The 24,918-nt window shown below is 62.1% G+C and carries 22 protein-coding genes; 13 read left to right on the forward strand and 9 right to left on the reverse strand.

Translation table 11 applies throughout. The features are described 5' to 3' along the window. Positions 1-67: 67 nt before the first annotated feature. Positions 68-937 carry a LysR family transcriptional regulator gene (locus NKK50_RS00680; protein WP_023744507.1) on the reverse strand — a complete coding sequence of 290 codons (870 nt, stop codon included), beginning with the start codon at positions 935-937 and terminating at the stop codon, positions 68-70. Between the two features lie 236 nt (positions 938-1,173). Here NKK50_RS00680 and NKK50_RS00685 point away from each other — a divergent pair, with 236 nt between their 5' ends. Together NKK50_RS00685 and NKK50_RS00690 are read left to right on the forward strand one after the other, a co-directional pair. Further along, on the forward strand, positions 1,174-1,329 hold the full coding sequence (locus NKK50_RS00685) for a YjiS-like domain-containing protein (protein ID WP_023744508.1): 156 nt from the start codon (positions 1,174-1,176) through the stop codon (positions 1,327-1,329). 141 nt (positions 1,330-1,470) lie between these two features. Beyond that, the gene (locus NKK50_RS00690; RefSeq protein WP_023744509.1) at positions 1,471-2,568 is read left to right on the forward strand and encodes a DUF930 domain-containing protein; all 1,098 of its coding nucleotides are present in this window, start codon (positions 1,471-1,473) and stop codon (positions 2,566-2,568) included. 73 nt (positions 2,569-2,641) lie between these two features. Here the strand turns inward: NKK50_RS00690 and NKK50_RS00695 are convergent, their stop codons facing one another. From NKK50_RS00695 to NKK50_RS00720, 6 genes are all read right to left on the reverse strand, one after another. Then, a complete protein-coding gene (locus NKK50_RS00695) occupies positions 2,642-3,385 on the reverse strand; it encodes a ribonuclease activity regulator RraA (protein ID WP_023702107.1) in 744 nt (247 codons plus the stop codon). Between the two features lie 23 nt (positions 3,386-3,408). Then, entirely contained in the window at positions 3,409-4,572 is a 1,164-nt protein-coding gene (locus NKK50_RS00700; protein ID WP_023729481.1) for a mandelate racemase/muconate lactonizing enzyme family protein, read from the reverse strand. A 31-nt stretch (positions 4,573-4,603) separates the two neighbouring features. Further along, positions 4,604-5,701, reverse strand: coding sequence for an ABC transporter ATP-binding protein (locus NKK50_RS00705; protein ID WP_023729480.1), 1,098 nt, complete (start codon positions 5,699-5,701; stop codon positions 4,604-4,606). Between the two features lie 124 nt (positions 5,702-5,825). Beyond that, complete coding sequence (locus NKK50_RS00710; RefSeq protein WP_023729478.1) at positions 5,826-6,716, reverse strand: carbohydrate ABC transporter permease; 891 nt, start codon at positions 6,714-6,716, stop codon at positions 5,826-5,828. Then, the gene (locus NKK50_RS00715; protein ID WP_023729477.1) at positions 6,713-7,672 is read right to left on the reverse strand and encodes a carbohydrate ABC transporter permease; all 960 of its coding nucleotides are present in this window, start codon (positions 7,670-7,672) and stop codon (positions 6,713-6,715) included. Before NKK50_RS00715 ends, NKK50_RS00710 begins: the two co-directional genes overlap by 4 nt. A gap of 81 nt (positions 7,673-7,753) precedes the next feature. Beyond that, the gene (locus NKK50_RS00720) at positions 7,754-9,232 is read right to left on the reverse strand and encodes an ABC transporter substrate-binding protein (RefSeq protein ID WP_031204070.1); all 1,479 of its coding nucleotides are present in this window, start codon (positions 9,230-9,232) and stop codon (positions 7,754-7,756) included. 204 nt (positions 9,233-9,436) lie between these two features. Here NKK50_RS00720 and NKK50_RS00725 point away from each other — a divergent pair, with 204 nt between their 5' ends. From NKK50_RS00725 to NKK50_RS00745, 5 genes are read left to right on the forward strand one after another with little or no spacing between them, the layout of a single operon-like run. Further along, on the forward strand, positions 9,437-10,147 hold the full coding sequence (locus NKK50_RS00725) for a GntR family transcriptional regulator (RefSeq protein WP_023833967.1): 711 nt from the start codon (positions 9,437-9,439) through the stop codon (positions 10,145-10,147). A gap of 54 nt (positions 10,148-10,201) precedes the next feature. Next, entirely contained in the window at positions 10,202-11,368 is a 1,167-nt protein-coding gene (locus NKK50_RS00730) for a mandelate racemase/muconate lactonizing enzyme family protein (protein ID WP_352543011.1), read from the forward strand. 55 nt (positions 11,369-11,423) lie between these two features. After that, the gene (locus NKK50_RS00735) at positions 11,424-12,782 is read left to right on the forward strand and encodes a mandelate racemase/muconate lactonizing enzyme family protein (protein WP_023833966.1); all 1,359 of its coding nucleotides are present in this window, start codon (positions 11,424-11,426) and stop codon (positions 12,780-12,782) included. Positions 12,783-12,829: 47 nt separating this feature from the next. Beyond that, positions 12,830-13,156: an NIPSNAP family protein gene (locus NKK50_RS00740; protein ID WP_023702115.1), complete on the forward strand. Its 327-nt coding sequence runs from the start codon at positions 12,830-12,832 to the stop codon at positions 13,154-13,156. Positions 13,157-13,164: 8 nt separating this feature from the next. Further along, positions 13,165-14,367: a mandelate racemase/muconate lactonizing enzyme family protein gene (locus NKK50_RS00745; protein WP_023833965.1), complete on the forward strand. Its 1,203-nt coding sequence runs from the start codon at positions 13,165-13,167 to the stop codon at positions 14,365-14,367. Between the two features lie 74 nt (positions 14,368-14,441). On the opposite strand, the gene NKK50_RS00750 is transcribed toward NKK50_RS00745, so the two are convergent. Then, entirely contained in the window at positions 14,442-15,080 is a 639-nt protein-coding gene (locus NKK50_RS00750) for a MarR family winged helix-turn-helix transcriptional regulator (RefSeq protein WP_023744514.1), read from the reverse strand. Between the two features lie 116 nt (positions 15,081-15,196). Between NKK50_RS00750 and NKK50_RS00755 the strand changes: the two genes are divergently transcribed. Continuing rightward, on the forward strand, positions 15,197-16,726 hold the full coding sequence (locus NKK50_RS00755) for an MDR family MFS transporter (protein WP_352543012.1): 1,530 nt from the start codon (positions 15,197-15,199) through the stop codon (positions 16,724-16,726). 69 nt (positions 16,727-16,795) lie between these two features. Continuing rightward, on the forward strand, positions 16,796-17,632 hold the full coding sequence (locus tag NKK50_RS00760) for an amidohydrolase family protein (RefSeq protein WP_286442641.1): 837 nt from the start codon (positions 16,796-16,798) through the stop codon (positions 17,630-17,632). Between the two features lie 55 nt (positions 17,633-17,687). On the opposite strand, the gene NKK50_RS00765 is transcribed toward NKK50_RS00760, so the two are convergent. Next, complete coding sequence (locus NKK50_RS00765; RefSeq protein WP_023725471.1) at positions 17,688-18,473, reverse strand: SDR family NAD(P)-dependent oxidoreductase; 786 nt, start codon at positions 18,471-18,473, stop codon at positions 17,688-17,690. Positions 18,474-18,555: 82 nt separating this feature from the next. Here NKK50_RS00765 and uxuA point away from each other — a divergent pair, with 82 nt between their 5' ends. The 4 genes from uxuA (at position 18,556) to NKK50_RS00785 (ending at position 24,871) form a co-directional block, all read left to right on the forward strand. Continuing rightward, on the forward strand, positions 18,556-19,740 hold the full coding sequence (gene uxuA, locus NKK50_RS00770; RefSeq protein WP_023725470.1) for a mannonate dehydratase: 1,185 nt from the start codon (positions 18,556-18,558) through the stop codon (positions 19,738-19,740). Between the two features lie 880 nt (positions 19,741-20,620). Further along, positions 20,621-21,910: a D-arabinono-1,4-lactone oxidase gene (locus NKK50_RS00775; protein ID WP_352462646.1), complete on the forward strand. Its 1,290-nt coding sequence runs from the start codon at positions 20,621-20,623 to the stop codon at positions 21,908-21,910. Continuing rightward, positions 21,907-23,079: an alanine racemase gene (locus tag NKK50_RS00780; RefSeq protein WP_031193055.1), complete on the forward strand. Its 1,173-nt coding sequence runs from the start codon at positions 21,907-21,909 to the stop codon at positions 23,077-23,079. The genes NKK50_RS00775 and NKK50_RS00780 overlap by 4 nt, the downstream gene beginning before the upstream one ends. Positions 23,080-23,158: 79 nt before the next feature. Further along, entirely contained in the window at positions 23,159-24,871 is a 1,713-nt protein-coding gene (locus NKK50_RS00785; RefSeq protein WP_023830834.1) for an aldehyde dehydrogenase family protein, read from the forward strand. Positions 24,872-24,918: the final 47 nt, after the last annotated feature.

Raw genomic sequence — 24,918 nt, forward strand, 5'->3', positions numbered from 1 at the left:
CAAGCTTCACGCGCCCGCCTCACGCGCCAGAACCTTGAGAATCTGGCGGCCGATCGACGCCTGAGGCTTAGCGGATCGGCATCTTGCCGCGAAACAACGGCTGATAGGCCCGCATCAGAGCGGCAATCCGGTCGGCAATCTTTCGTACTGGCGGGGAGTGGCGTTCCTCATGATGGGTGACGATCCACTGGTCGGTTTCGAGTTCGGGGATAGGCTGAGCGACGCGAACCAGCCGCGGATCGCTGTCGCCGACGAAACACGGAAACACGGAAAGGCCGGCGCCCGCGGCCACAAGTTCTCGCACCGAATGGGTGTTGTTGCCTCGCACGGCGATGCGGTCGCCGTGATGGGCTTGCAGCCAGCGCGCCGAGGCGACGTTTGCTCCTTCGCCGGTGACGCCGACGAACAAGCCGGCAGCGATGCCGTTGATCAGGTGGCGTCCGGAATAAATGGCATACGCGACCTTGCCGCTCTGGCGGCCGGCCAGCCACTGTTCGGTTGGACGCTCGCTGCGGATGCCGATATCGGCGGCGCGGCGACCGATGTCGACCCGGTCGGTGGTGGTGACGAGTTCCACCCTGATGCCGTCATCGACCGTCCAGATTTCGCCGATATGGGCCGAAACGAAGGCCGAGGTCCAAGGCCCGGCCGAGACGCGGACAATGCGGTCGGGCAGGTTTCCCTCGCGCCAGCGGGTCAGCGACTGCATTGCTGCTTCGACGTCTTCGGCGCGCCGCAGCAGTTCTTCACCGACCGGGGTTAGCCGGTAGCCGGTCTGCTGCCGTACGAACAGCGCTTCGCCGATCTGCTTTTCGAGCGCGGTGACGCGTCGTCCGAGTGTGGCTGCGCTGAGGCGCGTGGTTGCCGTAGCCGCGCTCAGGCCACCCAGCCGCGCAACGTCGAGAAACAACCTCAGATCGTCCCAGCCAATATCCATTTTGCAGAAATGAAAAACTCCTTGCGACCGTGGCTGTAGCGCGAAGCGGACATCATGCGCAAGTATGCAGCCATTGGAGGCGTTGGATAATCCTGCCCTGGCAGGAAAATGACAGGCACGCCTCGGTGGCCAGGAAGTCAGCCCAATCCGTTCGATCGTGCATACGCTTTGCGCGATTGCTTTGCGTTTTCGACCAATCCAAGAGCGTGGGTATCCCGCTCGCCAAGGAGACGATCATGTTGCATGAACTTCGACACCGTTTCGCCCGCTGGCTTGCCTATCGCCAGACGCTTGCGAACTTGAGGCGGCTTCCAGACAGCATATTGGCGGATGCGGGCCTTTCTCGCGAAGAGCTCCGCGAGCGTGCCCGCGACGCCAGCCTGCGTCGCTGAGATTGGTGGCGGGCATGCAGAGAATGGAGCCGGCGGCGAGAAGCAATCAGGCGTCGTCTCCTCACTGCTGAGCTGCGGCTGAATGCGCCAATACGGTTGCCACGCTTGATGCCGCCGCAGTTTCGCTCCACATCGTGAGGGATGAAGACCGAGAAATCCGAGCGGCGTCGGACCTTGCTGTGGGCCTTGCCCGCATCGCTGGTCCTGCATGCGCTCATCACCGCGTTCCTGGTCTATGGCCTGCCCGTTCCTGCCCAGCAGCCGCAGGAGGAGGAACCGGTCAATGTCGCACTCGTCCCGCCACCCGAACCGCCGAAGCCGAAACCCGCTCCCGCGCCGCGTCCACCGCAACCCGACAAGCCGCCGGAGCAGAAGGTTGAAAAGCCGGCACCGGAAAAGCTGCCGCCAATCGAGGTCCTGAAGCCTGTTTTTCAGTTCGGCGACAAAGACACTGGCCCCAAAAAATCCTTGAATGGAGGCAGCGCTCAAGACAATGTGCCATCGCCGGCCAAGGATAACGAGCCACAGTCGGCTGTCGCGCCAAAGGATGCGGAGAGTAAACCCGCCCCAGCGCCAGACCCCGGAGAGCCGACAGAGTCAGCCAAGACTAATGAGAAGCCGGAAGCGGACAAACAGGAGGCTGCGACCCCACCCTCTGACAAACAGGCATCCGCGGCCGCAATGCCTTTGGCTGCCCCTGGGGACAACGGTGAGATCGAGCTTCCCGCGTCGGCTCAGGCGCCTCGGACCAAACCCGAAAACGTGCCGAAACCCCGCCCCGCAAAGGCTACGAAGTCAGGACGCGGAATCACCGAAGAGCCAAACTCCACGGACGTGGCCGCGGCTACACCGCGGCCATATTCGGGCCTTCCGGGCGTTCGCAAACTCTTTTCGCAAGGCGCCACCGGTGATGTGTTCGCAACGAACTCGATGGCCGACGTGCCTCGCGATCAACGGGCCGCCAGACTTTGCGCCAGCGTTCTGGAGCAAGAGTTGAACGACGCCTCTTATTCTCCCCAATTGATCCCAAGCATTCCGCTTAAGGCCGGCAATGTTCTTGACGCCCCCGACACCGCTTTCCGGACGGCAACGACATGGTACCATCTGAGCTTCCGATGCGGTATCGACATCAATGCGACGCGGGTCACGTCGTTCGCCTTCCGTGTCGGAGCCGCCGCCTCGCCCGACGAAAGCGCCTTTCTTGATCGGGACGTTCGTCGGCGGCGCGGTCCCGGCTGAGACGGCTTCCCAGTAGTCTGTCGGGGCGCACATCAAGTTTCACCGCACATATGGATCGTCTTGAATGCCTGCTTCAATCCGCCGGGCGATTGGCTTTGCGCCACTCCTCATATTCGCCGCGGGCATCGTCATGCAGCGGATAGTAGCGCTGCAGCGGTGCGCCCTGCATCAGCTTCTCTCGCGAGAACTCTTCCCAATCGTGATGCTTCCGGGATTCCTCGATCACCTTTGCGGCCATTGCGACGGGAAGCACTACCACGCCGTCGTCGTCCGCCACTATGATGTCGCCGGGGATCACCGTGACACCGCCGCAGGCGATCGGAACGTTGACGGCGTTCGGATAGATGCTGGTTTGCACATGGTAGTTGGGCGTCCAGCCGCGCAGCCATAGCGGCAGATCGAGCTTTTCGACATTCGGCCGGTCGCGCATGCATCCATCGATGACGATGCCCGCGCCGCCTCTGCCCTTGAAGTAGGTCGACATCATATCGCCGAAGACGCCCGAGCTCATGTCACCGCGCGCGTCGACGACGACCACATCGCCTTCCTGCGCGTGGTAGAGCACGTGCCGGTGCAGTTGCGTTTCCGGGTCGGCGTATTCTCCCTCGCTGAAGAGGTCCGGCCGCTGCGGCAGGAACTGCAGCGTCAGCGCCGGCCCGACGATCGACTTCCCATGGTTCTGCGCCACCGGACCGACCATGTGCGGATTGCGGAAACCCATGTGGCCTAGCGTGCCGGCAACCGTCGCGGCGCCGATTTCCCTCAGGGCGTCAATGAGGTCTTTGGGCGGTCGCGTGATGTCAGGGGTATGCGTCATTGTGGACTCCGGATAAAAGGGGACTACCAGTTCGTAACAGACCCGTCGCGGCGCCTGAGGTGAGGCGCTTCCCAGAAACGAAAAGCCTCCGCCTGGACCGCCGCTTCGTTGACCTCGACGCCGAGGCCCGGCAGGTCGCTGACCGGATAGTCGGGACCGTCGAGCCGTGGCTGCACGGGGAAGAAGTCGGAATTGTCGAAGCCCAGCTTCGTCTCGGGTTCCCTGGTCTCGAGCCACGCGAAGTTGGGTACGGCGGCGGCGAGATGCAGGGTCGCGGCCGTGCACACCGGACCAAGCGGATTGTGCGGCATCAGGTCGACATAGTGCGCCTCGCTCCAGCCGGCGACTTTCATCGCCTCGGTGAGCCCGCCGACATTGCAGACATCGAGACGGTTGAACTGATGGATGCCGCGCTCGATGTAGGGCAGGAACTGCCACTTGCTGGCAAATTCCTCGCCGATGGCAAAGGGAATGTCGGTCATCCTGCGCAGGGATTCGTAGGCTTCAGGTGTCTCGTCTCGTATCGGCTCCTCGAGGAAATCCAGCACGCCGCGGCCGAGTTTGTTGCAGAAGCTCGCCGCCTCTGCCACCGACAGCCGATGATGATAGTCGATGCCGAGAACGACGTCGTCGCCAAGCGCCTCGCGCGCCTTGTTCAGCATGCTCGCGGTAGCGCCGATCGACTCGCGGGGTTCGAAGATGTCCCTGCTGCTTTGCCCTGCGGGGAAGAAGCGGATCGCCTGCCACCCCCGTGCGCGCAGCTCCCGGGCTCGTTCGATGGCGACGTCGCCCTCGGCCTCGTCTCCGGTCGAGGCGAAGGTGGGGATGCGGTCGCGCTGCTTGCCGCCCAGCAGTTCGTAGACAGGCACCCCCAGCGCCTTGCCCTTGATGTCGTGCAGGGCGACGTCGATGGCGGAAATCGCCGCCTGCAGAACGCGCCCGCCTTCGAAGTACTGGCTGCGATATGTCTCCTGCCAGATCCGCCCGATCTGCATCGGGTCGCGGCCGATGAGAAACTCGCGATAATGCTCGACCGCGCCGGCAACGGCCTTTTCGCGCCCGCTCAAGCCGCTCTCGCCCCAGCCGAAGACGCCTTGGTCGGTCTCGATCTTGACGAGCATCTGATTGCGCGTTCCAACCCACACAGGATAGGGTTTGATCGCGGTGATCTTGAGCTTTTCAGCCATCCCCAACGTTCCCAATGAACCCCGTCTTGTCTCAGCCGGCCTTGAGGGCCAGTTCAGTTTCGCCATCGAACAGATGCAGCCGCTCCTGGTCGAACTCGAGCCAGATCTGCTCGTCAGGTGCGACCGCGATGTTGGGGGACACGCTGATGTTGACGATGGCGCCTGACAGCAACGCCTGCACAAAGGTGACGTCTCCGGTCGGCTCCACTGTATAGGCCTTGGCCGGGACGCTGCCTGGCACCGCGCTCTTGTGCAGCCTGATGGTCGAGTGACGTGCGCCGAGCACGACTTTCCTCGACGTTGCCCCCGCAACCTTCCGGGCGTTGAGCGGCGAGAGCTCAAGGCTCCAGCCCTCCGCGCCGGTCAACGCAGTGTTGCCGTTTGCTGTCGATGCCTCCAGTGGAACAAGGCTCATCGCCGGGCTGCCGATGAAGCTGGCGACGAACATGTTCACCGGATGGGCAAAGACCTGCGCCGGAGAATCGTATTGCAACAGGTAGCCGCCGTTCATCACCGCCATCTTGTCGGCCATGGTCACGGCTTCGAGCTGGTCGTGCGTGACATAGATGATGGTCGCCTTGAGGTCCTGGTGGAAGCGCTTGATCTCCGAGCGCATCTGGACGCGCAGTTTGGCGTCGAGGTTGGAGAGCGGCTCGTCCATGAGGAAAACGGCAGGGTCGCGGACGAGGGCGCGCCCCAAGGCGACACGTTGCTGCTGCCCGCCTGAAAGTTCGCGCGGCTTGCGCTCGAGCAGGTGCGTCATGTCGAGCACGCGCGCCGCTTCCTTGACCTTCCTGTCGATCTCGTCCCTGGGCAGCTTGCGCATCTGCAGCGGGAACGCCAGGTTCTTGTAGACCGATTTCTGCGGGTAGAGCGCGTAGTTCTGGAACACCATCGCGATGTCCCGGTCCTTGGGGTCGAGGTCGTTGACCACGCGGTCGCCGATGACGATGTCGCCCGATGTGACCGGGATCAATCCCGCGACAAGATTGAGCGTGGTTGTCTTGCCGCAGCCCGAAGGGCCGACGAGCGCAACGAACTCGCCGTCATTGACCGTCAGCGAAACGTCGTTGACAGCTTTGAAGCCGCCATAGGTCTTGACGAGATCTCTCAGGACCACGTGGGCCATCGGCAACTCCCTACGGCATGATGCCGAAAAGTGTGAAGCGGTTTTCGGACGACATCATGCTCTATCTCTTTGATTTAGAGGCGGATTCAGATTTGAGGTCGAACAGACCTGAAATCATCCGGCTCTAGTGTTTGACCGCGCCTTCTGTAAGGGCGCGTACGAAGTATCGTTGCAGGAGGAGGAACAGCACCACGACGGGCACGCTCATCATGAAGCTGGCCGCCATCAGGCCCGGAAAGTCCGTCGTATTCTCCGAGAAGAAACGCTGTATGCCGACCGGCAGGGTCAACTGCTCGTTCTTGGAAAGGAAGGTGTAGGCATAGATGTACTCGTTCCAGGCGCCAATGAAGGAATAGATAGCTGTGGCGATGATTCCGGGCGTCGAGAGAGGCATCACGATCAGGATGAAGGCCTGGAACCGGGTCGCCCCATCGATCCGCGCCGCCTGCTCGAGCTGCACCGGAATGTTGTCGTAAAAGCCCTTGAGCAGCCAGATCGCCAGCGGCAGGCCGAAGGTGAGATAGGTGAGAATGAGCGAGCCATGCGTGTTCACCAGCCCGATCGCGCGCATCAGGATGAAGAGCGGCACGAGAAAGATCACCGCCGGGAACATGTTGCGCAAAAGCACGGTGAAGAACAGGAAGTTTCGACCGGGGAAACGAAAGCGCGAAAACGCGTACGCCGCAGGAACGGCCACGATCACCGAAAGGATTGTGGTGACCGTGGACACGTAGAGGCTGTTCCAGAAAAAACGCAGGAAGTCCTGGCCGACGCTGTTTTGCGGATCCAGCAGCTTTTGGTAGCTGGCCAGGGTAGGCTCTTCCGGCCACCATTGCGGCGGGAACTGCATCGCCGCGAAGCCGGACTTGATCGAGGTGATCAGCATCCAGATCATCGGCAACGCGGTGTAAAGCAGCATGAACACGAGGAAGATGCGCCCGGCCCAACGCCATCCGTCGATGCGCATGCGGCGCCGGGCCGGACGTTGAGGGACTGTCTCGACAATCGTGCTCATGCGCCGCCCTCCTTGCGCTCGTTGCCGGCCAGCGCACGAACGTAGAAGTAGCCCAGCACCATCAGCATGAGGAACAGGAGCACCGAATAGGCCGATGCGACGCCCCATCGCTGCCGGCCGAAGGCGAGCTCATAAATGTGGGTGATCCAGATGTGCGAAGCGTTCGACGGCCCGCCACCGGTCATGATCCACGGGATGATGAAGGAATTGAAATTGGCCACTGCTAGCAGCAGAATTGTCACCGTAGAGACGTTGCGCAGATGCGGGAAGGTGACGTGCCAGAAACGCTGCCATGCATTGGCCCCGTCGACTTCCGCGGCGCGCAGCAACTGGTCGGGGACCGTCTGCAAACCGGCCATCATCATGATCATGGCAAACGGAAACTCGCGCCAGATGTTGACGACGATCAAGGAGGGCAGCACCGTGCTGACGTTGTCGATGAAGTTCGGCGGCCGGTCAGCCAATCCGAGGCCGACCAGCACCGCGCCGATGATGCCGAAGTCCGAATGGTAAATCCACTTCCAGATATAGGAGGCGGCAACCGCGCTGATGACCCAGGGAATGATCAGGATAGCGCGCAGGACACCCCGGCCGATAAACTCGCGGTGGAGGGCCAGCGCAGCGGCAAATCCCAAGGCAAAGGCAACGAAGGTGGATGCGATCGTCCAGATCAGGGTGTTCAAGGTGACTTTCCAGAACACCTGACTGGTGAGGATGGCCGTGTAGTTGTCCAATCCGATGAAGGTCTTGTCGCGGAGCTGCAGGCCAGGCGGCGTTTTAAAGAACGACAGCTCGACCGTGTAGTAGATCGGATAGGCGATGACGATGAGCATCACGGCGATCGCTGGAAGCACGTATGCGTAGTCGGCACGGTGCTCCCAGGTATTCCGCAGCGCCCCGGAGCTACCGGGTTGCAATCTTTGGCGAGCCTCGGCCTTGCCGGTCACGATCGTCACGATGGCGTGCCCTTGTTCTTCGGAGCAAACCGGCTGCACGCACTATCGGCACAGCCGGTCGGATCGCAGGTCAGGCCCGGACTAGAGTCCGTCCATCAGGTTCTTCACCTTCTCGGCCGCGTCGTCCGCTGCCTGGTCGACGGTCATCGCTCCGGTCAGGGCGTTCTGCAGCATGTCCGGGACGATGATATTCATGATCTCGGGCGACTGCGGCAGCGCCGGGAACGGGATGCCGTATGGCAACATCGAGGTCGTGACATCGAGGAACTTGATGTTGTCCAGACGTTCCTTCATCCATTTGGTCTTGAAGCCGTTGAGGTTGCCCGGGTTCGAGCCGGCATACGCCATCTTCAGCGACCATTCAGGGCTCGTCCACATGCAGATGATGGCCTTTGCAGCCGGCTCGTCCACCTTGCCGCCCTCGACATATTCGGGCTTCAGGATGTGAATGTTCGAGCCGCCAAACACGACGGCGCGCTTGCCGTCGGGGCCGGTCGGAATCAGGCCATAGCGCATGTTGTCGATGACGGTCTGCGCCTTGTCCTTGTCGGCGCCCGTTGCCTTCTTCTGCAGGTCGAGCATGACGTTATAGTCGGACGGGTGCGAGACCATCATGCCGAGTTGGCCGGCGACGAACAGGGGCTGGTTATCGGCCTGCTGGTTGGTGAGGGCCGAGACCGGAACCGACTTGTCGCGAACATACATGTCGTAGGAGGCTTGCAACGCCGCCTTGCTCTGCGGGCTATTGAGCTCGACCTCCTTATAGGTCGGGTTCGCGGAGGCTTCGTCGAAGACACCGCCGCCATAGGCCCATAGTTGCGGCATGAAGCGGTACGGCGTGTTGCCGGCGTTCTTGCGCGCCACGAGGCCGTAGCCGGCAATGCCGAGCTTGTCATGGATCTGCTTGGAATATTTGACGACGTCGTCCCAGGTCGCTGGAGCCTTGTCCGGATCGAGGCCCGCACGCTTGAAAATGTCGGCGTTCCAGATGAACGCCATCGTCTCATTGTTGGTGGGAATGCCGTAGGTCACGCCATCCCAGGTTACCGCCTTCATGGCGCCGGGCCAGAAATCCTCTGTGGGATAGCCCACATCTTCCGGCTTGAGCGGCTGCAGATAACCCTTCGAGGCGAACTCGGTTCCGCCCAGGATTTGCAGGCGGACCGCCATCGGCGCGGCATTGCCCAGCAGCGCCGTGCGGAACTTGTCGAGAAGGTCGTTGTAGGTGAGGGCCTGATCCTCGAGCTGGATGTTCGGATAGGTCTTGCGGAAGGTCTCGAAGAAATCCTTGTAGTACTGACGCAGCAGGTCGGGGTCGCCCTCGAACACGCCCTGATACCAGAACGTCAGTCGCCCCTTGTAGTCGAGCGGAGTGACCTTGCCGCAATCGGCGGCCGTGTCGAAATCCTGTGTGCCGGCGATGGAGCGCACATATTCCGGCGACCACTTGCTCAAATCGACTGGCGGCGAACCCAGCGCCGATCCCGACATGAGCGACGCCATCAAAGCAGTGGCGATTGTGCCGCGCAGGACGGCACCGCCGAGTGTAATCCTCGTCATAGTATCCTCCCAGATTCTCCCATGCCGCCGTGCGCCAAGGGCTCGTTCGACCGTGCGGGATGTGTCCTTCTGCTCAATGTATCCCTTCGATCATCTGGTACGTTTTCAGATCGTGGATTGCCTGTCAACGCACCCGATCGTACATTGTTTGCAAAACGCGTGTATGATATCGAGCATGTGATGTACTAATCGGGGGAGCCGGCTTTGGCCGAAACAAGTGATTTCAAAGCAGAGCCACCCGCGGGGATTGATCCCATCGCGGCGTCCAGCGAGGGCGCCTCGCTTTATGAGCTGATCCGGGAAGACATCATCGAGGGACGGCTCGCCGCCAACGAACGACTTGTGGTTACCGATCTCGCCCGGCGTCACGGCACCTCGACCAACCCCGTACGCGAGGCGCTGCAGCTGTTGCGAGGGGAGGGCTTCGTCACCTTTGTCGCCAACCGTGGCGCGCGCGTCCGGCCCATAGACCAGGATTTTGTCCGGGATATCTACGAGATCGGCGTCCTGATCGAGCCGGCCCTGACGCGATGGTTCGTGAACATGGCGACCGGCGAGGACATCGCCGAACTCGAACGCATCCAGGCTCTGATCGAAGAGAACAACTTCACCGACACATTGCGGCACAGTGAACTTGATACCGCCTTCCACACCGTAATGTACCAGCGCCACTACAACCGCCATGCCGCCGAGCTTTGGTGGAAGCATCGCGAAGTGCTGCGGGCGGTGAGCCGGCGTTTCAATTTCACGCTCGCGCGGCGGGCCGCCATCATGCGTGAACACCGCGAGCTCATCGCGCATATCAAAGCGGGAAATGCCGACGAGGCGGCCGAACTCATTGCCCGCCATGTCGAGGGTTCCGGCCGGCACGTTCTCGAACAGATGCGTGCGCGCAACGCCGCTCGGGCCGGATAGAACTTCCAGCCCAGAAAATCATTGGTCCGGCCATCAGACAGAGGTAGTTGAGAGATGAAAATCACGAGCGTTCGGCCGTGGCTGATCAAGTCCGATGCTTCCTATTGGGGAGAGTTCCTGTTCGTCGAGGTGACGACCGACGAAGGGGTCAGTGGCTGGGGGGAAATCACCACCACCACAAGGCTCGCCAACCGCGCGCTGTGCACGATCCTGCGGCAGATCGGTGTTGCCGTCACAGGTGAGGATCCGGCGCGCATCGAGCATCTCTGGCACAAGATTTTCCGCAGCTTCACCTATATGGGCAGCCGCGGCGCCGCAGTCGAATGCGTGAGCGCTATCGACATAGCGCTCTGGGACATTCGCGGCAAAGTTCTAGGCAAGCCGATCTACGAGCTGCTGGGCGGTCCGGTACGCGATGAAATCGCGCTCTATACCCACCCCAACCAGGCCAAGTTTACCAGCAAGGAGGCTGTGGTCCGCGAAATTCGAGACATCGTCGAATCCGGACACACCGGGCTGAAGTTCGATCCTTTCCCCCACCAGGGCCGCATCGCCGATGGCTTGGCGCGCGAACAGCGGGACGGCTACCTCGATGGCAGCATGACCCGCAAGGACGAGCGCGAGGCTGCCGAACTAACGGCTTTGATCCGTGAAACGGCGGGGCCCGATGTCGACATTCTCATCGACGCGCATGGCCGCTTCGACGTCCCCACCGCCATTCGCCTCTGCCGAAGCCTCGAGGAAGCCGGCCAGATCGACTGGTTCGAGGAGCCATGCCCGCCAGAAAGCCTCAATGCTCTCAAGCAAGTGCGTGAGAAGGTCAGTGCCGCCACCTCGTGGGGCGAGCGCGGCCACACCAAATGGGATTTCGTGCCGGTGCTCGAGAACAGGCTTGCGGACTACATCATGCCGGACGTTACCTGGACCGGAGGCATTACCGAACTGAAGAAGATTTCCGCCCTGTGCGAAGCCTACTACATCCCGGTCTCGCCCCATGACGCCGCGGGACCGATCAATGTGGTTGCGGGAGCGCAGGTGATGATGACGGTTCCCAACTTCTACAAGCTCGAAACGTCGGAGTGGAATCTCGATAAATACAACCACCTCATCGACGAGCCACTCGATGTTTCGAACGGCAGCCTCAAGCTGGCGTCGAAGCCGGGTCTGGGCGTCGAGATGAACCGAGACTACCTGCAGGCCCACGAGATAGAGCTTGGCTAGCAACGCTTATGCAGGCCGGGGGTGCGGGGCGCCACCATCAGAACGAGGATAAGCCATGGCAAAGACGGGTAGCGCCGGCGAGGCGCTCAATCGGGTAAATACGAACTCCAGGCCGAGCGACCTGCGCATCACCGACCTGCGGGTCGCCGAGATCGTCGGCGCGCCGTTCACCTCGGCGCTGATCAAGATCTACACCAATCAAGGCATTGTCGGCCTGGGCGAAGTGCGCGACGGCGCCAGCGCGACCTATGCGCTGATGTTGAAGAGCCGGTTGCTAGGCGAGAACCCTTGCGACGTCGACCGGCTGTTCCGCCGCATCAAGCAATTTGGCGGCCATGGACGGCAAGGTGGTGGTGTCTCGGCAGTCGAGATCGCGCTGTGGGATCTCGCTGGCAAGGCCTACGGCGTGCCGGTCTACCAGATGCTTGGCGGACGGTTCCGCGACAAGGTGCGGGTCTATTGCGACACCGACGCGGACAAGCCCAGCGGCACCGAGACCGGCAAGCGGCTCAAGGCGCGGATGGATCTTGGCTTCACCTTCCTCAAGATGGATCTCGGTCTGGCGCAGATCGCGCACATATCGGGCGCAGTGGTGGCGCCGGCCGGCGTGCTCGACGGTTTCCGCAGCCATGCCGCGCGCGGTCCGGCACGCACGCTGGACGAGCGCCGGGCGCGCAACGCCGCCTATGATGCGCAGAACGTGCCGCATCCCTTCACCAGCCTCCATTTCACCGAAAAGGGCCTCGACCTGCTCGATCAATATATTCACGAGGTCCGCGAGGTGATCGGCTACGAGGTCCCGCTCGCCATCGACCATGTCGGCCACATCTCGCTGCAGGACGGCATCCGTCTGGCCCGGCGGATCGAGAAGTATGCACCGGCCTGGCTCGAGGACGTGATCCCCTGGCAGTACACCGAGCAGTATCGGCAGTTGCAGCAGGCGACCTCCGTGCCGATCTGCACCGGTGAAGACATCTACCTCAAGGAAGCATTCCAGCCGCTGCTCAACGCCGGCATCTCGGTCATCCATCCGGATCTGCTGACCACCGGCGGCATTCTCGAGACCAAGAAGATCGGCGACGCAGCGCAGGAGCATGGCGTCGCCATGGCCATTCACATGGCGGAAAGCCCGATCGCGGCAATGGCCGCCGCGCATGTCGCTGTAGCCACGGAAAACTTCATGGCGCTCGAATATCACAGCGTCGAAGTCGACTGGTGGGACGATATCGTCACCGGCCTGCCCAAGCCGCTGGTCAAGGACGGCTTCATCACCGTGCCCGACAAGCCTGGTCTGGGCATCGACGACATCGTCGACGAAGTGATCAGCCAGCACCTGCAGCCCGGCGTCACCGGCATCTGGCAACCGACCGATCACTGGGACGACGAATATTCCTGGGACCGCACCTGGAGCTGACTCTACACTTCTCTCCTCGGAGGGAGAGGTAAACAGAAGGATGGACCATGATCTACGAACTTCGCATTTACGACTGCGTGCCGGGCCAGCTGCCGGCGCTGCTCAAGCGTTTCAACGACCATACCTTGGCGCTGTGGGACAAGCACGGCATCCGCCAGGCCGGGTTCTTCACCACGGTGGTCGGCGAAAGCAGCAATCGACTGACCTATTTCATCGCCTGGGAATCCCTTGCCGAGCGCGAAGTGAAATGGAAGGCCTTCACCACCGATCGGGCATGGCTCGAGGCCCGCGACGAGTCCGAGCGCGATGGCCCGATCCTGGCCAATATTTCCAGCCAGTTTCTCGCGCCAACCGCCTTCTCGTCGGTGAAATAGAGGACATCATGAAGATCACCGATCTCAGGTGCGCCGTCATCGGCAAGCATCCCATCGTGCGCATCGTCACCGACGAAGGCCTCCATGGCCTCGGCGAGGTTGAGTACACCAAGCCTTATCTCAAGCCTTGGGTGCTGCATTTCCGCGACGCGCTGATCGGCGAGGACCCGACCGATGTCGAACGCGTGATGTTGAAAATCCGCCAGCGCGGCTCGTTCAAGCCCTATGGCGCCGCCGTCAGCGCTATCGAGCATGCTCTGTGGGACATCGCCGGCAAGGCGGCAGGCGTTCCGGTCTACAAGCTGCTCGGCGGCAAGGTGCGCGACAAGGTGCGGGTCTATAACGGTTCCATCCGCAAGAAGCGCACCGGCGACAGGCCGGAGGATTACGCGGCCGACGTCAAATGGATGATGGAGCGGCCGGAAAACTTCTTCATGGTCAAGCAAGGCATCAGCTTTCATTCCAACATGAAGACCAGCGTCCCCGACTTCCACTACGGCGTGCGTCAGCCGCCGACCTATCACGGCGCGATGGACCAGGGGCAGATCAGCGAGCGCGGCATGGCGCATATGATCGAATGCGTCATCGCCATGAAGGATGTGCTCGGCGACAAGGTCTCGCTGGCGCTGGATTGCGGCCCCGGCTGGTTCCTGCCCGACGCCATCCGCTTCGCGCGGGCCGTCGAAAAATACAATCTGATGTGGCTGGAGGATATGCTGACCGGCGACTACGTGCCGTGGGTCAATCCGCAGGCCTACCGCGAACTCACGACATCGACGTCCACCCCGATCCATACGGGCGAACAGATTTATCTGCGCCATAATTTCAAGGAACTGATCGAAACACAGGCGGTGCGCGTCATCGGCCCGGATCCTGCCGATATAGGCGGTATCGCCGAGCTCAAATGGGTGGCCGAGCATGCCTATATGCACTCGATCATGATGGCGCCGCACGGCACGGCGAACGGTCTGCTGGGCCTCGGCGCGCTGATCAATGTCTGCGCCACGCTGCCGGCCAACTACATCGCCTTCGAATATCCCAGCGCCTCCGACCCGTGGTGGGAGGACATCGTCATCGGCCTGCCCAAGGGGCAGATCGTCAGGGACAGTATGGTCGACCTGCTCGAAGCTCCGGGACTCGGCCTCGACATCGATGCCAAAGCGGCGAAGAAATACCTGTCGGAAGAGGACGCCGGTTTCTTCGACCGATAACGATCCGAGGCGACCTGAGCGTCAAGGGCTATCGAACGGCTCGCACACATGGGTGAGCGTCCACGCCGTGCCGCCTATTTCGTTTCGGGCAGCATCTCGTCCATCAACTGCTTGACGGCCTCGGCGGATCTTTTCATCCCGGCTTCGTCCATGGCCCAACCGGCGAAGCGTTCCAGCAAGGTGGCGAACCTTACTAGGTCCTGCTCATCCCACTGTGCCAGCGATCCGGCGAAAATCCGCCATTTGGTCTGGCGCACCGCCGCCACGAGGCGCTCACCCTTGGCGGTGAGTTTGAGGCAGATGCGGCGGGCATCGCGTTGCGATGCGACACGGCAGGCATAGCCGCGTTCGACGAGGTCGGCCGCGATGCGGCTGGCGCGCGACGGATCGATCTCGAGGCGCTCGGCGATGACGCCAACCGTCACCTCATCCTGCTGGGTAGCGCTGAAAACCGGATTGTTCGCGATGGCGCTGATCGCATCGAGATGGCTCACTTCCAGCGAAGGGTCTACGCGCGCCAGGATCATGCGGCCGAAGTCGCGGCGCTGGATCGAGCGGCGCACCTTGCTCATTACCGCATCGATGGCGGCCACGGCCTCGGCCGCCGGTTCGGACAGGCCGCTGCCGCGCGCCAGACCGGCGAGGTCCCGATCGCCGCGCGTCTGGAACAGGGATGGAAATCGGTCCGGACTGCTGGATGCGTTGCTGCTCATCCATAGCGCGTTAGCAAGAATATATGCTGATGTCAATTATATGCTGAGCGCACATATCTGGTTGACACCTCTCGGCTGTGGGCACATAAATCGCGCCCCAAGCTACGGAGACACCGATGACTGTCGAGCAGACGCTGCCGGACGCGCGGCCCGTGGAGGCCCAAGTCAGGCCCGACCTTACGACCTTGATCGTCTATTTCGGCGCGCTGATCGCCATGTTCATGGCAACCATCGACATGCAGATCGTCGTCACCGCCTTGCCCACCATTGCCGGCGAACTCGGCAATCTGCATTTGTTCGGCTGGGTCGGTGCCGCCTACCTGCTCTCGACCGCCGCGGTCTCGCCATTCTACGGCAAGCTTGGCGACATGTATGGCCGCAAGAATGTCGTGCTGACGGCGATCGGCCTGTTCCTGCTGGGCTCGCTGGTCTGCGGCATGGCATGGTCGATGGAGAGCTTGATCGCCGCGCGCGTGCTGCAGGGTATCGGCGGGGGTGGGTTGATGGTTTCGGCCTTCGCCATGATCGGCGAACTGTTTTCGCCGCGCGACCGCGCCAAATATCAGGGCTACAGTTCGGCGGTGTTCGCGCTGTCGTCGGTGCTCGGCCCGCTGGCCGGCGGCTACATCACCAGCCTGTTCGGCTGGCGTTGGGTGTTCCTGGTCAATTTGCCGATAGGGATCATCGTGCTGGCGGTGCTGGCCTTCGCCATGCGCAGCCGGTTCAACGAAAAGCGGCACCGCATCGACTATCTCGGCGGCGTGCTGCTCGCCACCGGCACGACGGCGATCGTCTATTGGGGCTATCATGTGCTCGACCCCAGCGGGCCGGACCTGCTCACCTTCGTATTACCACTCCTCGCGCTGGTCGCCATCACCTTGTTCATCATGGTGGAGCGCCGGGCCGAAGAGCCGATCGTGCCGTTGCGGCTGTTCGGCAATTCGACGGTCAGCATCGTCTCGGGCGTGTCGCTGGTCGCCGGAACGGTGACGCTGGGCATGTTCTTCTATTTCGCCCTCTACATGCAGACGCTGACGGGTCTCAGCCCGGCCGAAGTCGGCTTCCTGTTCCTGCCGGCGTCGCTGACATCGATGGTCATCTCGATCGTCGCCGGGCGGGTAATTGCCGCAACCGGACGCTACAAATGGATGCCGGTGGTCGCCATGGGTATTGGCGGGTTTCTGATGCTGGGCTTTGTCCTCACCAACCAGCACACGCCGATCTGGGTGCTGGCAACGATGATGGCTGTGTTCGGCATCAGCATGGGCCTGCAGTTCCAGGTGCTGATCGTGGCGATCCAGGCGGCGGCACCGCTGCAGGATATCGGCGCGGTGACGTCGCTGATCACCCAGGCGCGGACGCTCGGAGCATCGCTGGGTCTGGCGCTGAACGGCGCGGTGATGATCTGGGCGCTGAACCGGCAGACAGCCGAGCTTCCTGCAGACGCCGCCGCCCTGCTGCCGGGTGGCCTGAACGGGTTGACGCCGCACCTCGCATCGAGCCTGCCGGGCGCGATCCGCGAAGTGGTGCTCGACCATTACTCCAGTGGCTTCAACGTGATGTTCATCTGGGTGGCGGCGCTCTATTTCGTCGCCATGGGGCTGACGCTGCTGCTCGAGGACAAAGAGATCCCGAAGCGGGCCTGAGCCAAAGCTTGTGTCATGCGCTGGGTTTAGGCATTTGGCGATGATCTGAAATCACCGAGGAGGACAGCCATGATCATCGACACTCATCTGCACCTGATCGACCTGTCGGCGCTGCGCTATCCCTGGCTCAGCCGCGAGCCGGCGCTCAACCGCGATTTCCCGCACGCAGAATATGCGATCCAGGCCCGCCGCGCCGGTATCGAGGCCGCGCTGCATATGGAGGTCGACGTCGATGAAGCCGACATCCAGGCCGAGACCAGCCATGTGAAGGCGCAGTCGCTGGAGAAGGGCAGTCTGTTGCGCGGGGCGATCGCCTCCTGCCGCCCGGAGGAGGCCGGCTTCGCCGCCTATCTCGGGCGCCAGCAGGCCGATCCCTTCGTCAAGGGGTTCCGCCGCGTGCTGCATGTCATGCCGGACGAGCTTTCGGACAGCGCGCTGTTTCGCGAAAACATCAAGCGGCTTGCCGGCACCGGCCTGACCTTCGACCTCGTCGTCCTGCCGCATCAGATTCCAAGGGCGGTTGCGCTCGCCGATCTGGCGCCGGATGTGCAGTTCGTGCTCGACCATTGCGGCGTGCCCGACATCAAGGCCAGTGCGGAACATCCGTGGCGCGAGCATATGACCGAGATCGCGCGGCGTCCCAATGTCATCGGCAAGATCTCCGGTGTCGTCGCCTATGCCGATGCCGGCTCATGGACCGTCGAGACCTTGCGCCCCTATGTCGAGCACACGATCGGCTGCTTCGGCTGGGACCGCGTCGTGTGGGGCAGCGACTGGCCGGTGTGCACGCTTGGCGGTGGCCTTGCGACCTGGGTGACAGCGACGCATGCGCTGATCGCGGGAGCCAGTCCCGACGAACGGGCGAAGCTGCTTTCGGGCAATGCCAGGCGGACGTGGAAGCTATAGAGGCGGTACATAGCGCTCGAGATCGCCGGCAAGCGTGCAGAGCACGATCAGTGCTCTATCTGACGCCGATGCCGGCGGTCAGTCCGCCATCAATCCTGTAGTCCGCGCCGGTGCAGAAGCCGGCCTTCGACGAGCAAAGGAAGGCGATGAGTTCCGCCACTTCCTCCGGTTCGCCGATGCGGCCGAGCGGATGCGCCGCGCCGAAGCGCTTGTAGGCCTCTTCGACATCGGCATCGCTGCCGCCGTCACCGCGCGCAGCCTTCTCCAGGATCGGCGTGCGGATCGAGCCCGGGCTGACCGAATTGACGCGGATGCCTGATGCCGCGTAGTCGAGCGCCAGCGAGCGCGTCAGCGTGTGGATGGCGCCCTTGGTCGTGGCATAGGCGGCGACGTTCTGCTGGCAGGCAAAGCCCTGCACCGAGGCGACGTTGACGATGGCGCCGCCTCCGCGCTTGATCATTTCCGGAATGCCGAAATGCGCGGTCAGGTAGATCGAGCCGACATTGACCGTCATCGTTCGGTTCCAGGTTTCCCAGTCGGTGGTCGTCGCCGTGCCATAGGGATGGACGGCGGCTGAATTGACGATGACATCCAGGCCGCCGAACTTCGCGACGCCAGCCGCGACCGCGTCGCGCACCTGATCGGAGACGGACACATCGGTGTCGATGACCAGCACCGCGGCACCAGCACTTTCTAGTTGCGCTTTCATCGCCGCGTTGGCGGCGCGGTCGATGCCGCAGGCGATGATTGCGGCGCCACCGGCCGCAAGGCGTGTGGCGGTTGCCAGGCCGATTCCGGTCGTCCCGGTCACCAGGGCGACCTTGCCGTCGAAATCCGTCATTTCTAAAAACTCCTCCATTTTCTATCGACTCCCATCGGGGTCCAACAATAAGTTGCCAACCTGTCGCAGAAGGAAAGCCGAAATGGAACAATGCTGGCGCTGGTATGGGCCCGATGATCCGGTGACGCTCGATCATGTCAAGCAGGCGGGCGCCACCGGCGTGGTCTCGGCGCTCCACCATATCTATGACGGCCGGGCGTGGCCTGAGGCCGAAGTGCTGGAGCGCAAGCGCATTATCCAGGAAGCAGGACTGACCTGGTCGGTCGTCGAGAGCGTTCCGGTCCACAATTCCTTCAAGATCGGCGCGCAGGAACGCGGGCGCTATGCCGGCTATTACCGCGATTCGATCCGCGCGCTGGCCAAGGCCGGCATCGCCACGATCTGCTACAATTTCATGCCGGTGGTGGACTGGACCCGCACCGATCTAGCCTACCGTCTGCCGACGACAGGCTACGCCCTGCGTTTTGATGCCGTTGATTTCGCCGCCTACGATCTGTTCGTGCTGAAGCGCAAGAACGGTGCTGACAGCTACACGCCGGCGCGTATTGCGCAGGCGGAAGCGCGGCTGAAGGAATTGCCGCCCGAGAAGATCGACCAGATCGAGCGCAATCTGATCGCCGGCCTGCCGGCTACAGAGCGCAAGTATGACCGCGACAGTTTTCGCGAGGCGCTTGCGGACTATGACGGGATCGGGCCGAAGGAGTTGCGCGACAACCTCGCGTGGTTCCTGCGCGAGATCATTCCGGTGGCGGAAGAGGAGGGGGTGCGCATGTGTATCCACCCCGACGATCCGCCGTTTTCGCTCTACGGCCTGCCGCGCGTCGTTTCGACCGCCGAGGATGCGCGTTTCATTCTCAATGCCGTCGACAGCCAGGCCAATGGGCTGACGTTCTGCACCGGGTCCTACGGCACGCGTGCCGACAACGACATCGTCGCCATGGTCAAGGAATTCGCCGACCGCATCCACTTCGCCCATCTGCGCAACATCACCATCGAGGATGACGGCTCGTTCTACGAGGCCGAGCATCTCGAAGGCGGCACCGACATGGCGCATGTCATCCTGGCGCTGATGCAGGAGGAGGCGCGCCGCCGCAAGGAGGGCCGCGCCGACTGGCAAATCCCGATGCGGCCGGACCATGGCCACCTGCTCGCCGACGATATCGGCAAGACAAGGATCAATCCCGGCTACTCGCTGATCGGCCGCCTGAAGGGCTTGGCCGAATTGCGCGGCATCATGCGGGCCGTGGAAACGTTTGGGCTGGCTTGAAGGGGCAACGAACTGCGTTCAATGCCGACGCCGGCTCAGCGTGCGTCGCTGTAGATAATGCGGCCGGCGCGGAATGTCGTCCGATGACAATCAGATACCACGCTCGATCACGATCGCCCGGTCGCGGTGAGGCTCGTGATACAGCCGGTTGCCCTCATGGATTTGCATGGCCCTTAGTACGGCGCGCGGCTCGCTGACGGACGAGCAACCTAGCCGTTCGCCCCACGACCTGGCGGCGTGCTATTGTGTAGTGAAGTTCCGTTGCCCCGAGGTGAGCTAGAGGGGTACTCGGAAATCAAGTATGAAGCACGAATAATGCAGTATTGATTTACGTTCCTGCAAGCAAGGGAACTGTAGTGATGGATGGGCACGACGGTCGTCGGAATGCGTTAAAGAAACTATACGTTTTCTCGATGCTTTTCGTTTTATTCACTTCAACATTGGTTATTTACGGAATTGGCGGATGGGTGGTTGCGTTTGGCAGCAGTGGCTTCCGAGAAAGCCACGGTAGGAGAGGTATTTTTTTGGTTTTGTTAGCATGCGGCATGTTTTATGGATATATAAAGTATGACGGACATGAAATAAAGATCAGGCTAAAACGGGATGAGCGCAAAGCTCTTGTGATGAGATTTAAGCAGATCGTTTTAATTATATTTGTGTCATTGTTTGTCCTTTTAATTGCCTAGAGATAATCTCACTACCCGGAATGCGCCCAATCATGGCGAAAGGCCATGCACTTGAACACGGACCACGCAAGACACCTCCGATTGCCAGGTTGACAGAAAGCTGACAATGTATCATATCTGAAAAGCTGAGTATGTATCATATTATCTAGCGCTAGGAGAAAGACCGGCAAAGCCGGTGTCCCAGGGAGGCAATTTTGGGAGAGGCTATCAGCCAGTGGAGCAATTGGTCGGGCTATGTCACGGCCACGCCGCAGGCTTTTGCCGAACCGCAGAGTCTCGATGAGCTGAGTGGTGCCATTCGCAACGCGCCGGGACCAGTTCGATTCGCTGGCACGGGCCATTCCTTCACGCCTCTGGTTAAGAATGACGGGACGATCCTGTCGCTTGATCGCTTCGAGGGCCTGAGGTCGCACGATCCCGAAAGGCTGACAGCACGGGTCGGCGCCGGCACCAAGATCGGCGCGCTGGCAAAGCTGTTGCACGGCGTCGGCCAGGCGCTGCCGAACATGGGCGACATCGACAAGCAGGCGTTCGGCGGGGCGCTGGGCACCGCCACCCACGGCTCGGGCATCACGCTCGGCGCTTACCATACCCAGCTCGAGGCGATGCAGATCGTCGACGGGCGTGGCGCCGTGAAAGAGTTCGACCGTGCCAAGAGCCCCGACATGATCGAAGCCATGGGCGCTTCGCTCGGCGCTTTCGGCGCCGTCACCGAAGTGACGATCCGCAACGTGGCGAGCTACCGGATGCGGCACCGCCGCTGGACGGCGCCGATCGCCGATGTGCTTGCGCAATTCGAAAGCACCATGACGGCGCATCGTTCGGCCGAGTTCTACTACGTGCCGTTTTCGGAACAGGCGCTGCTGATTGCCAGCGACATCACCGAGGCGCCGGCGACGGTGCGTCCGCCGACGGAAGACGACGATGCGGTGACGACGCTGAGAAAACTGCGCGACTATCTCAGCTGGCTCCCTTGGCTGCGCCGCCGTCTCATCGGCTCGGCCTTCGCCAAGGTGCCAGCCGAGGATTATATCGAGGAGTGGCTGAAGGTCTTCACCTCCGAGCGCAACGTCAAGTTCAACGAGATGGAATACCACCTGCCGTTCGAGGAAGGGGCGGCCGCACTCAGCGAAATCATTGCGCTGCTCGAGACGCGGTTTCCAGAGGTCTATTTTCCGATGGAGGTGCGCGTCGTCGCGCCCGACAATGTCTGGCTCAGCCCCTTCTACAAGCGCCCAACCTGTTCCATCGCCATCCATCACGGCGTCGAGCGCGATCCGATGGCGTTCTTCAACGCCGCCGAGCCGATCTTCAGGAAGCGCGGCGGCCGCCCGCATTGGGGCAAGATGCACAGCCTGACATCAAGGGAATTGAGCGCGCTCTATCCGCGCTGGAACGATGCGATGGCGGTCCGCCGCGAGATGGACCCGGACAACCGCTTCGTGTCGCCCTATATTGCCAGGCTGCTCGGCGTCGCGGCATGAGCCTGACCGACACCTATTTCGCGGAAATGTCGGGCGCGCTCAGGGCAGCCGGGATCTTTCAGCCTTGCCTGGTGCTCGATCTCGACCGGCTCGATCACAACATCGCTGCGATCAAGGCGAAGTTCGCCACGGGCCTCGATCTGCGCCTCGTCGACAAGTCGCTGCCATGCCTGCCGCTGATCGACTATATCCGCGCGGCGTTTGCGACCGACAGGCTGATGACCTTTCATCTGCCGATCAGCGCCGAGATGCTGAAAGTGTTTCCCCAAGTCGATCTCCTGTTGGGCAAGCCGATGCCGGTTGCCGGCGCCAGGCACGCGCTGACGAAGGGCGTTCTCGCCGGGCTCGGCGAAGCTACGTCGCGCATCGTCTGGCTGATCGATACCGAGGAGCGGCTGGCCGCCTATGGCTCGCTTGCCGCCGAGCTCGACCGCGAGCTGCGCGTCTGCTTCGAGGTCGATGTCGGCCTTCATCGCGGCGGTATCAGCGATCCCGACTCACTGGCCCGGGCAGTTTCCGCGTTGGCGAATTACCCGCGGCTGAAATGCGAAGGCGTCATGGCCTACGAGGCGCATATCGGCCATATCCCCAAACTGCTGGGAGGACCGGCCAAGGCGCGCGTCAAGGCGATCAGCCTGTTTCGCCAATATGTCGCTTGCCTTGCCGCCGACCAGCGCAAGATCCTCAATCTTGGCGGCAGCAGCACCGCATTGCTCTATGACAGCTGGGTCGGCGCCAATGAATTGTCCATCGGATCGGCTTTTATGCTGCCGACCGATTTCGATGTGCCGAGCCTCAGCCAATTGCGGCCTGCCGCATTCATCGCGACGCCGATCCTGAAAGTGGTCGATGTCCAGGCGCCGGGCCTCGACCAGCGCTCCTGGCTGCTGCAGAAGCTCGGGCTGTTGCCGCGGCGCGGCTGTTTTCTCTATGGCGGAAAATGGATGGCGAAGCCCGTCCATCCCGTGGGGATGAAGACCGACAAGACGTTCGGCTTTTCGACCAATCAGCAATTCATGGCGCTGCCCGACAACGTCAATGTCGGGCCTGACGACTACGCCTTCCTGCGTCCGACGCAGAGCGAATTCGTGCTACAGCAGTTCGGTTCGATCCAGGTCTATTCCGGCGGGAAATTCGTCGAGCAATGGGCCGCACTGCCGTTTTCGTAGAGCAATTCCAGGAAAAGTGTGAAGCGGTTTTCCCACAGGAATTGCGTCAAACAAAGAGATCGAAGTGGAGGAGGATAGGATGGTTGCCAAGGCAGTCAAAACCCAGCCCGTGCAGCCTGAATGGGCAGCCGAACTCGACCTCGCGCTCACCGATCTCGACGCCAGGAAGGACGACTGGGCGCAGACCTCGAATGGCGAGCGGATCGCCTTGCTGCGGCAGGTCAAGGATCACATCCGCGAGGTCGCCGAGGCGTGGGTCAAAACCGCGACGCGCAAGAAGGGCATCCCGACCGGCTCGCCGCTGGAAGGTGAGGAATGGCTGGCTGGCCCGGCGGCGCTGATGGATGGCTGCAACCAGTTCATCCACACGCTGAGCCTGATGGAGGGCAAGAAGTTCCTTGACAGACTGCCGGTCCGCACCTTGCCTAGCGGACAGGTGGCGGTGACGGTGGTTCCGAATTCGCTTTGGGACAAGGTGCTGTTCACCGGGCTGAAGGCAGAGATCTGGATGCAGCCCGGCGTGACCAAGGCGAACCTCGCCGCAAACACCGCATCGGCCTATGACGCGCCGCGCACCAGCCGCAAGGGCAAGATCGGGCTCGTGCTCGGCGCCGGCAACGTCGCCTCGATCGCGCCGCTCGACTGCCTGCACAAGCTGCTCGTCGAACATCAGGTCGTCCTGCTCAAGATGAACCCGGTCAATGATTACCTCGTTGATTTCCTGCGGCCGGCGCTGCGGCCGCTGATCGAATTCGGTGCGCTGCGCATCGTGCGCGGCAGCGCCGATGTCGGTGCGTATCTGTGCAACCACGATCTCGTTGACGACATCCACATCACCGGTGCCGCCGCCTCGCATGACGCGATCGTCTGGGGTCCCGGCGAGGAGGGCCGCAAGAACAAGGCGGCGGGCACGCCGCGCAACAGCCGGCGTATCACCTCTGAGCTTGGCGGCGTGGCGCCGACCATCGTGGTGCCCGGCCCATGGTCGAATGCCGACATCGCCTACCATGCCGAACTGATCGCCACACAGAAGCTCAACAATTCCGGTTTCAACTGTATCGCCTGCCAAATGCTCGTGTTGCCCGAACGCTGGGACAAATCCGACGCGCTTCTGGCGGCCCTCGAAAAGGTGATGCAGAAAGCCCCGTCGCGCCCGGCCTATTATCCCGGCGCGACCGAGCGCCTCGCCGCCTTCGAGGCGCATGCCGACAGCGTACAGAAATTCGAGCGGCCCGGCGGGCCGGCCTGCGTGGTGGTGCCGTTCCGGCCGGGCACGGATACCTATCTCGAAAATGCCGAGGTGTTCGCGCCGGCGCTCAGCGTCATGCGGCTGCCGGCGGGCAATGCGGAATCCTATCTGCGCGCCGCTGTCGCCTACGCCAATGAAAAGCTGCACGGCACGCTTGCCGCCAACATCCTCATCCATCCCAGGACGATCGCCGAGATCGGCCGGCAGCGCTTCGAGGAAATCATTGCCGAACTGCGCTATGGCGGCATCGGCATCAATTCCTGGAGCGGCGTTCTGTTCGCGCTGCTGCGCCCGACCTGGGGTGCTTTCCCTGGCCACACGCTCGACGACGTGCAGAGCGGCATCGGCGTCGTCCACAACACCTATTTGTTCGACAGACCGGAACGCAGCGTGCTCGAAGCGCCGTTCCGCATCATGCCGAAGCCGGCCTGGTTCCTGACCCACAAAAGGGCACACATGGTCGGCCGCCTGATCACCGAGTTCAACTACCAGCCGAGCCTCCTGAAGCTGCCGCGCATCATCTGGAACGCGCTGCGCGGCTAGCAACGAGCATCCGATCTCGAAAACAAAAGCCGGCACAGGAGCTACGA

It is taken from the genome of Mesorhizobium sp. M0001, assembly GCF_040324255.1.
Classification (GTDB): domain Bacteria; phylum Pseudomonadota; class Alphaproteobacteria; order Rhizobiales; family Rhizobiaceae; genus Mesorhizobium.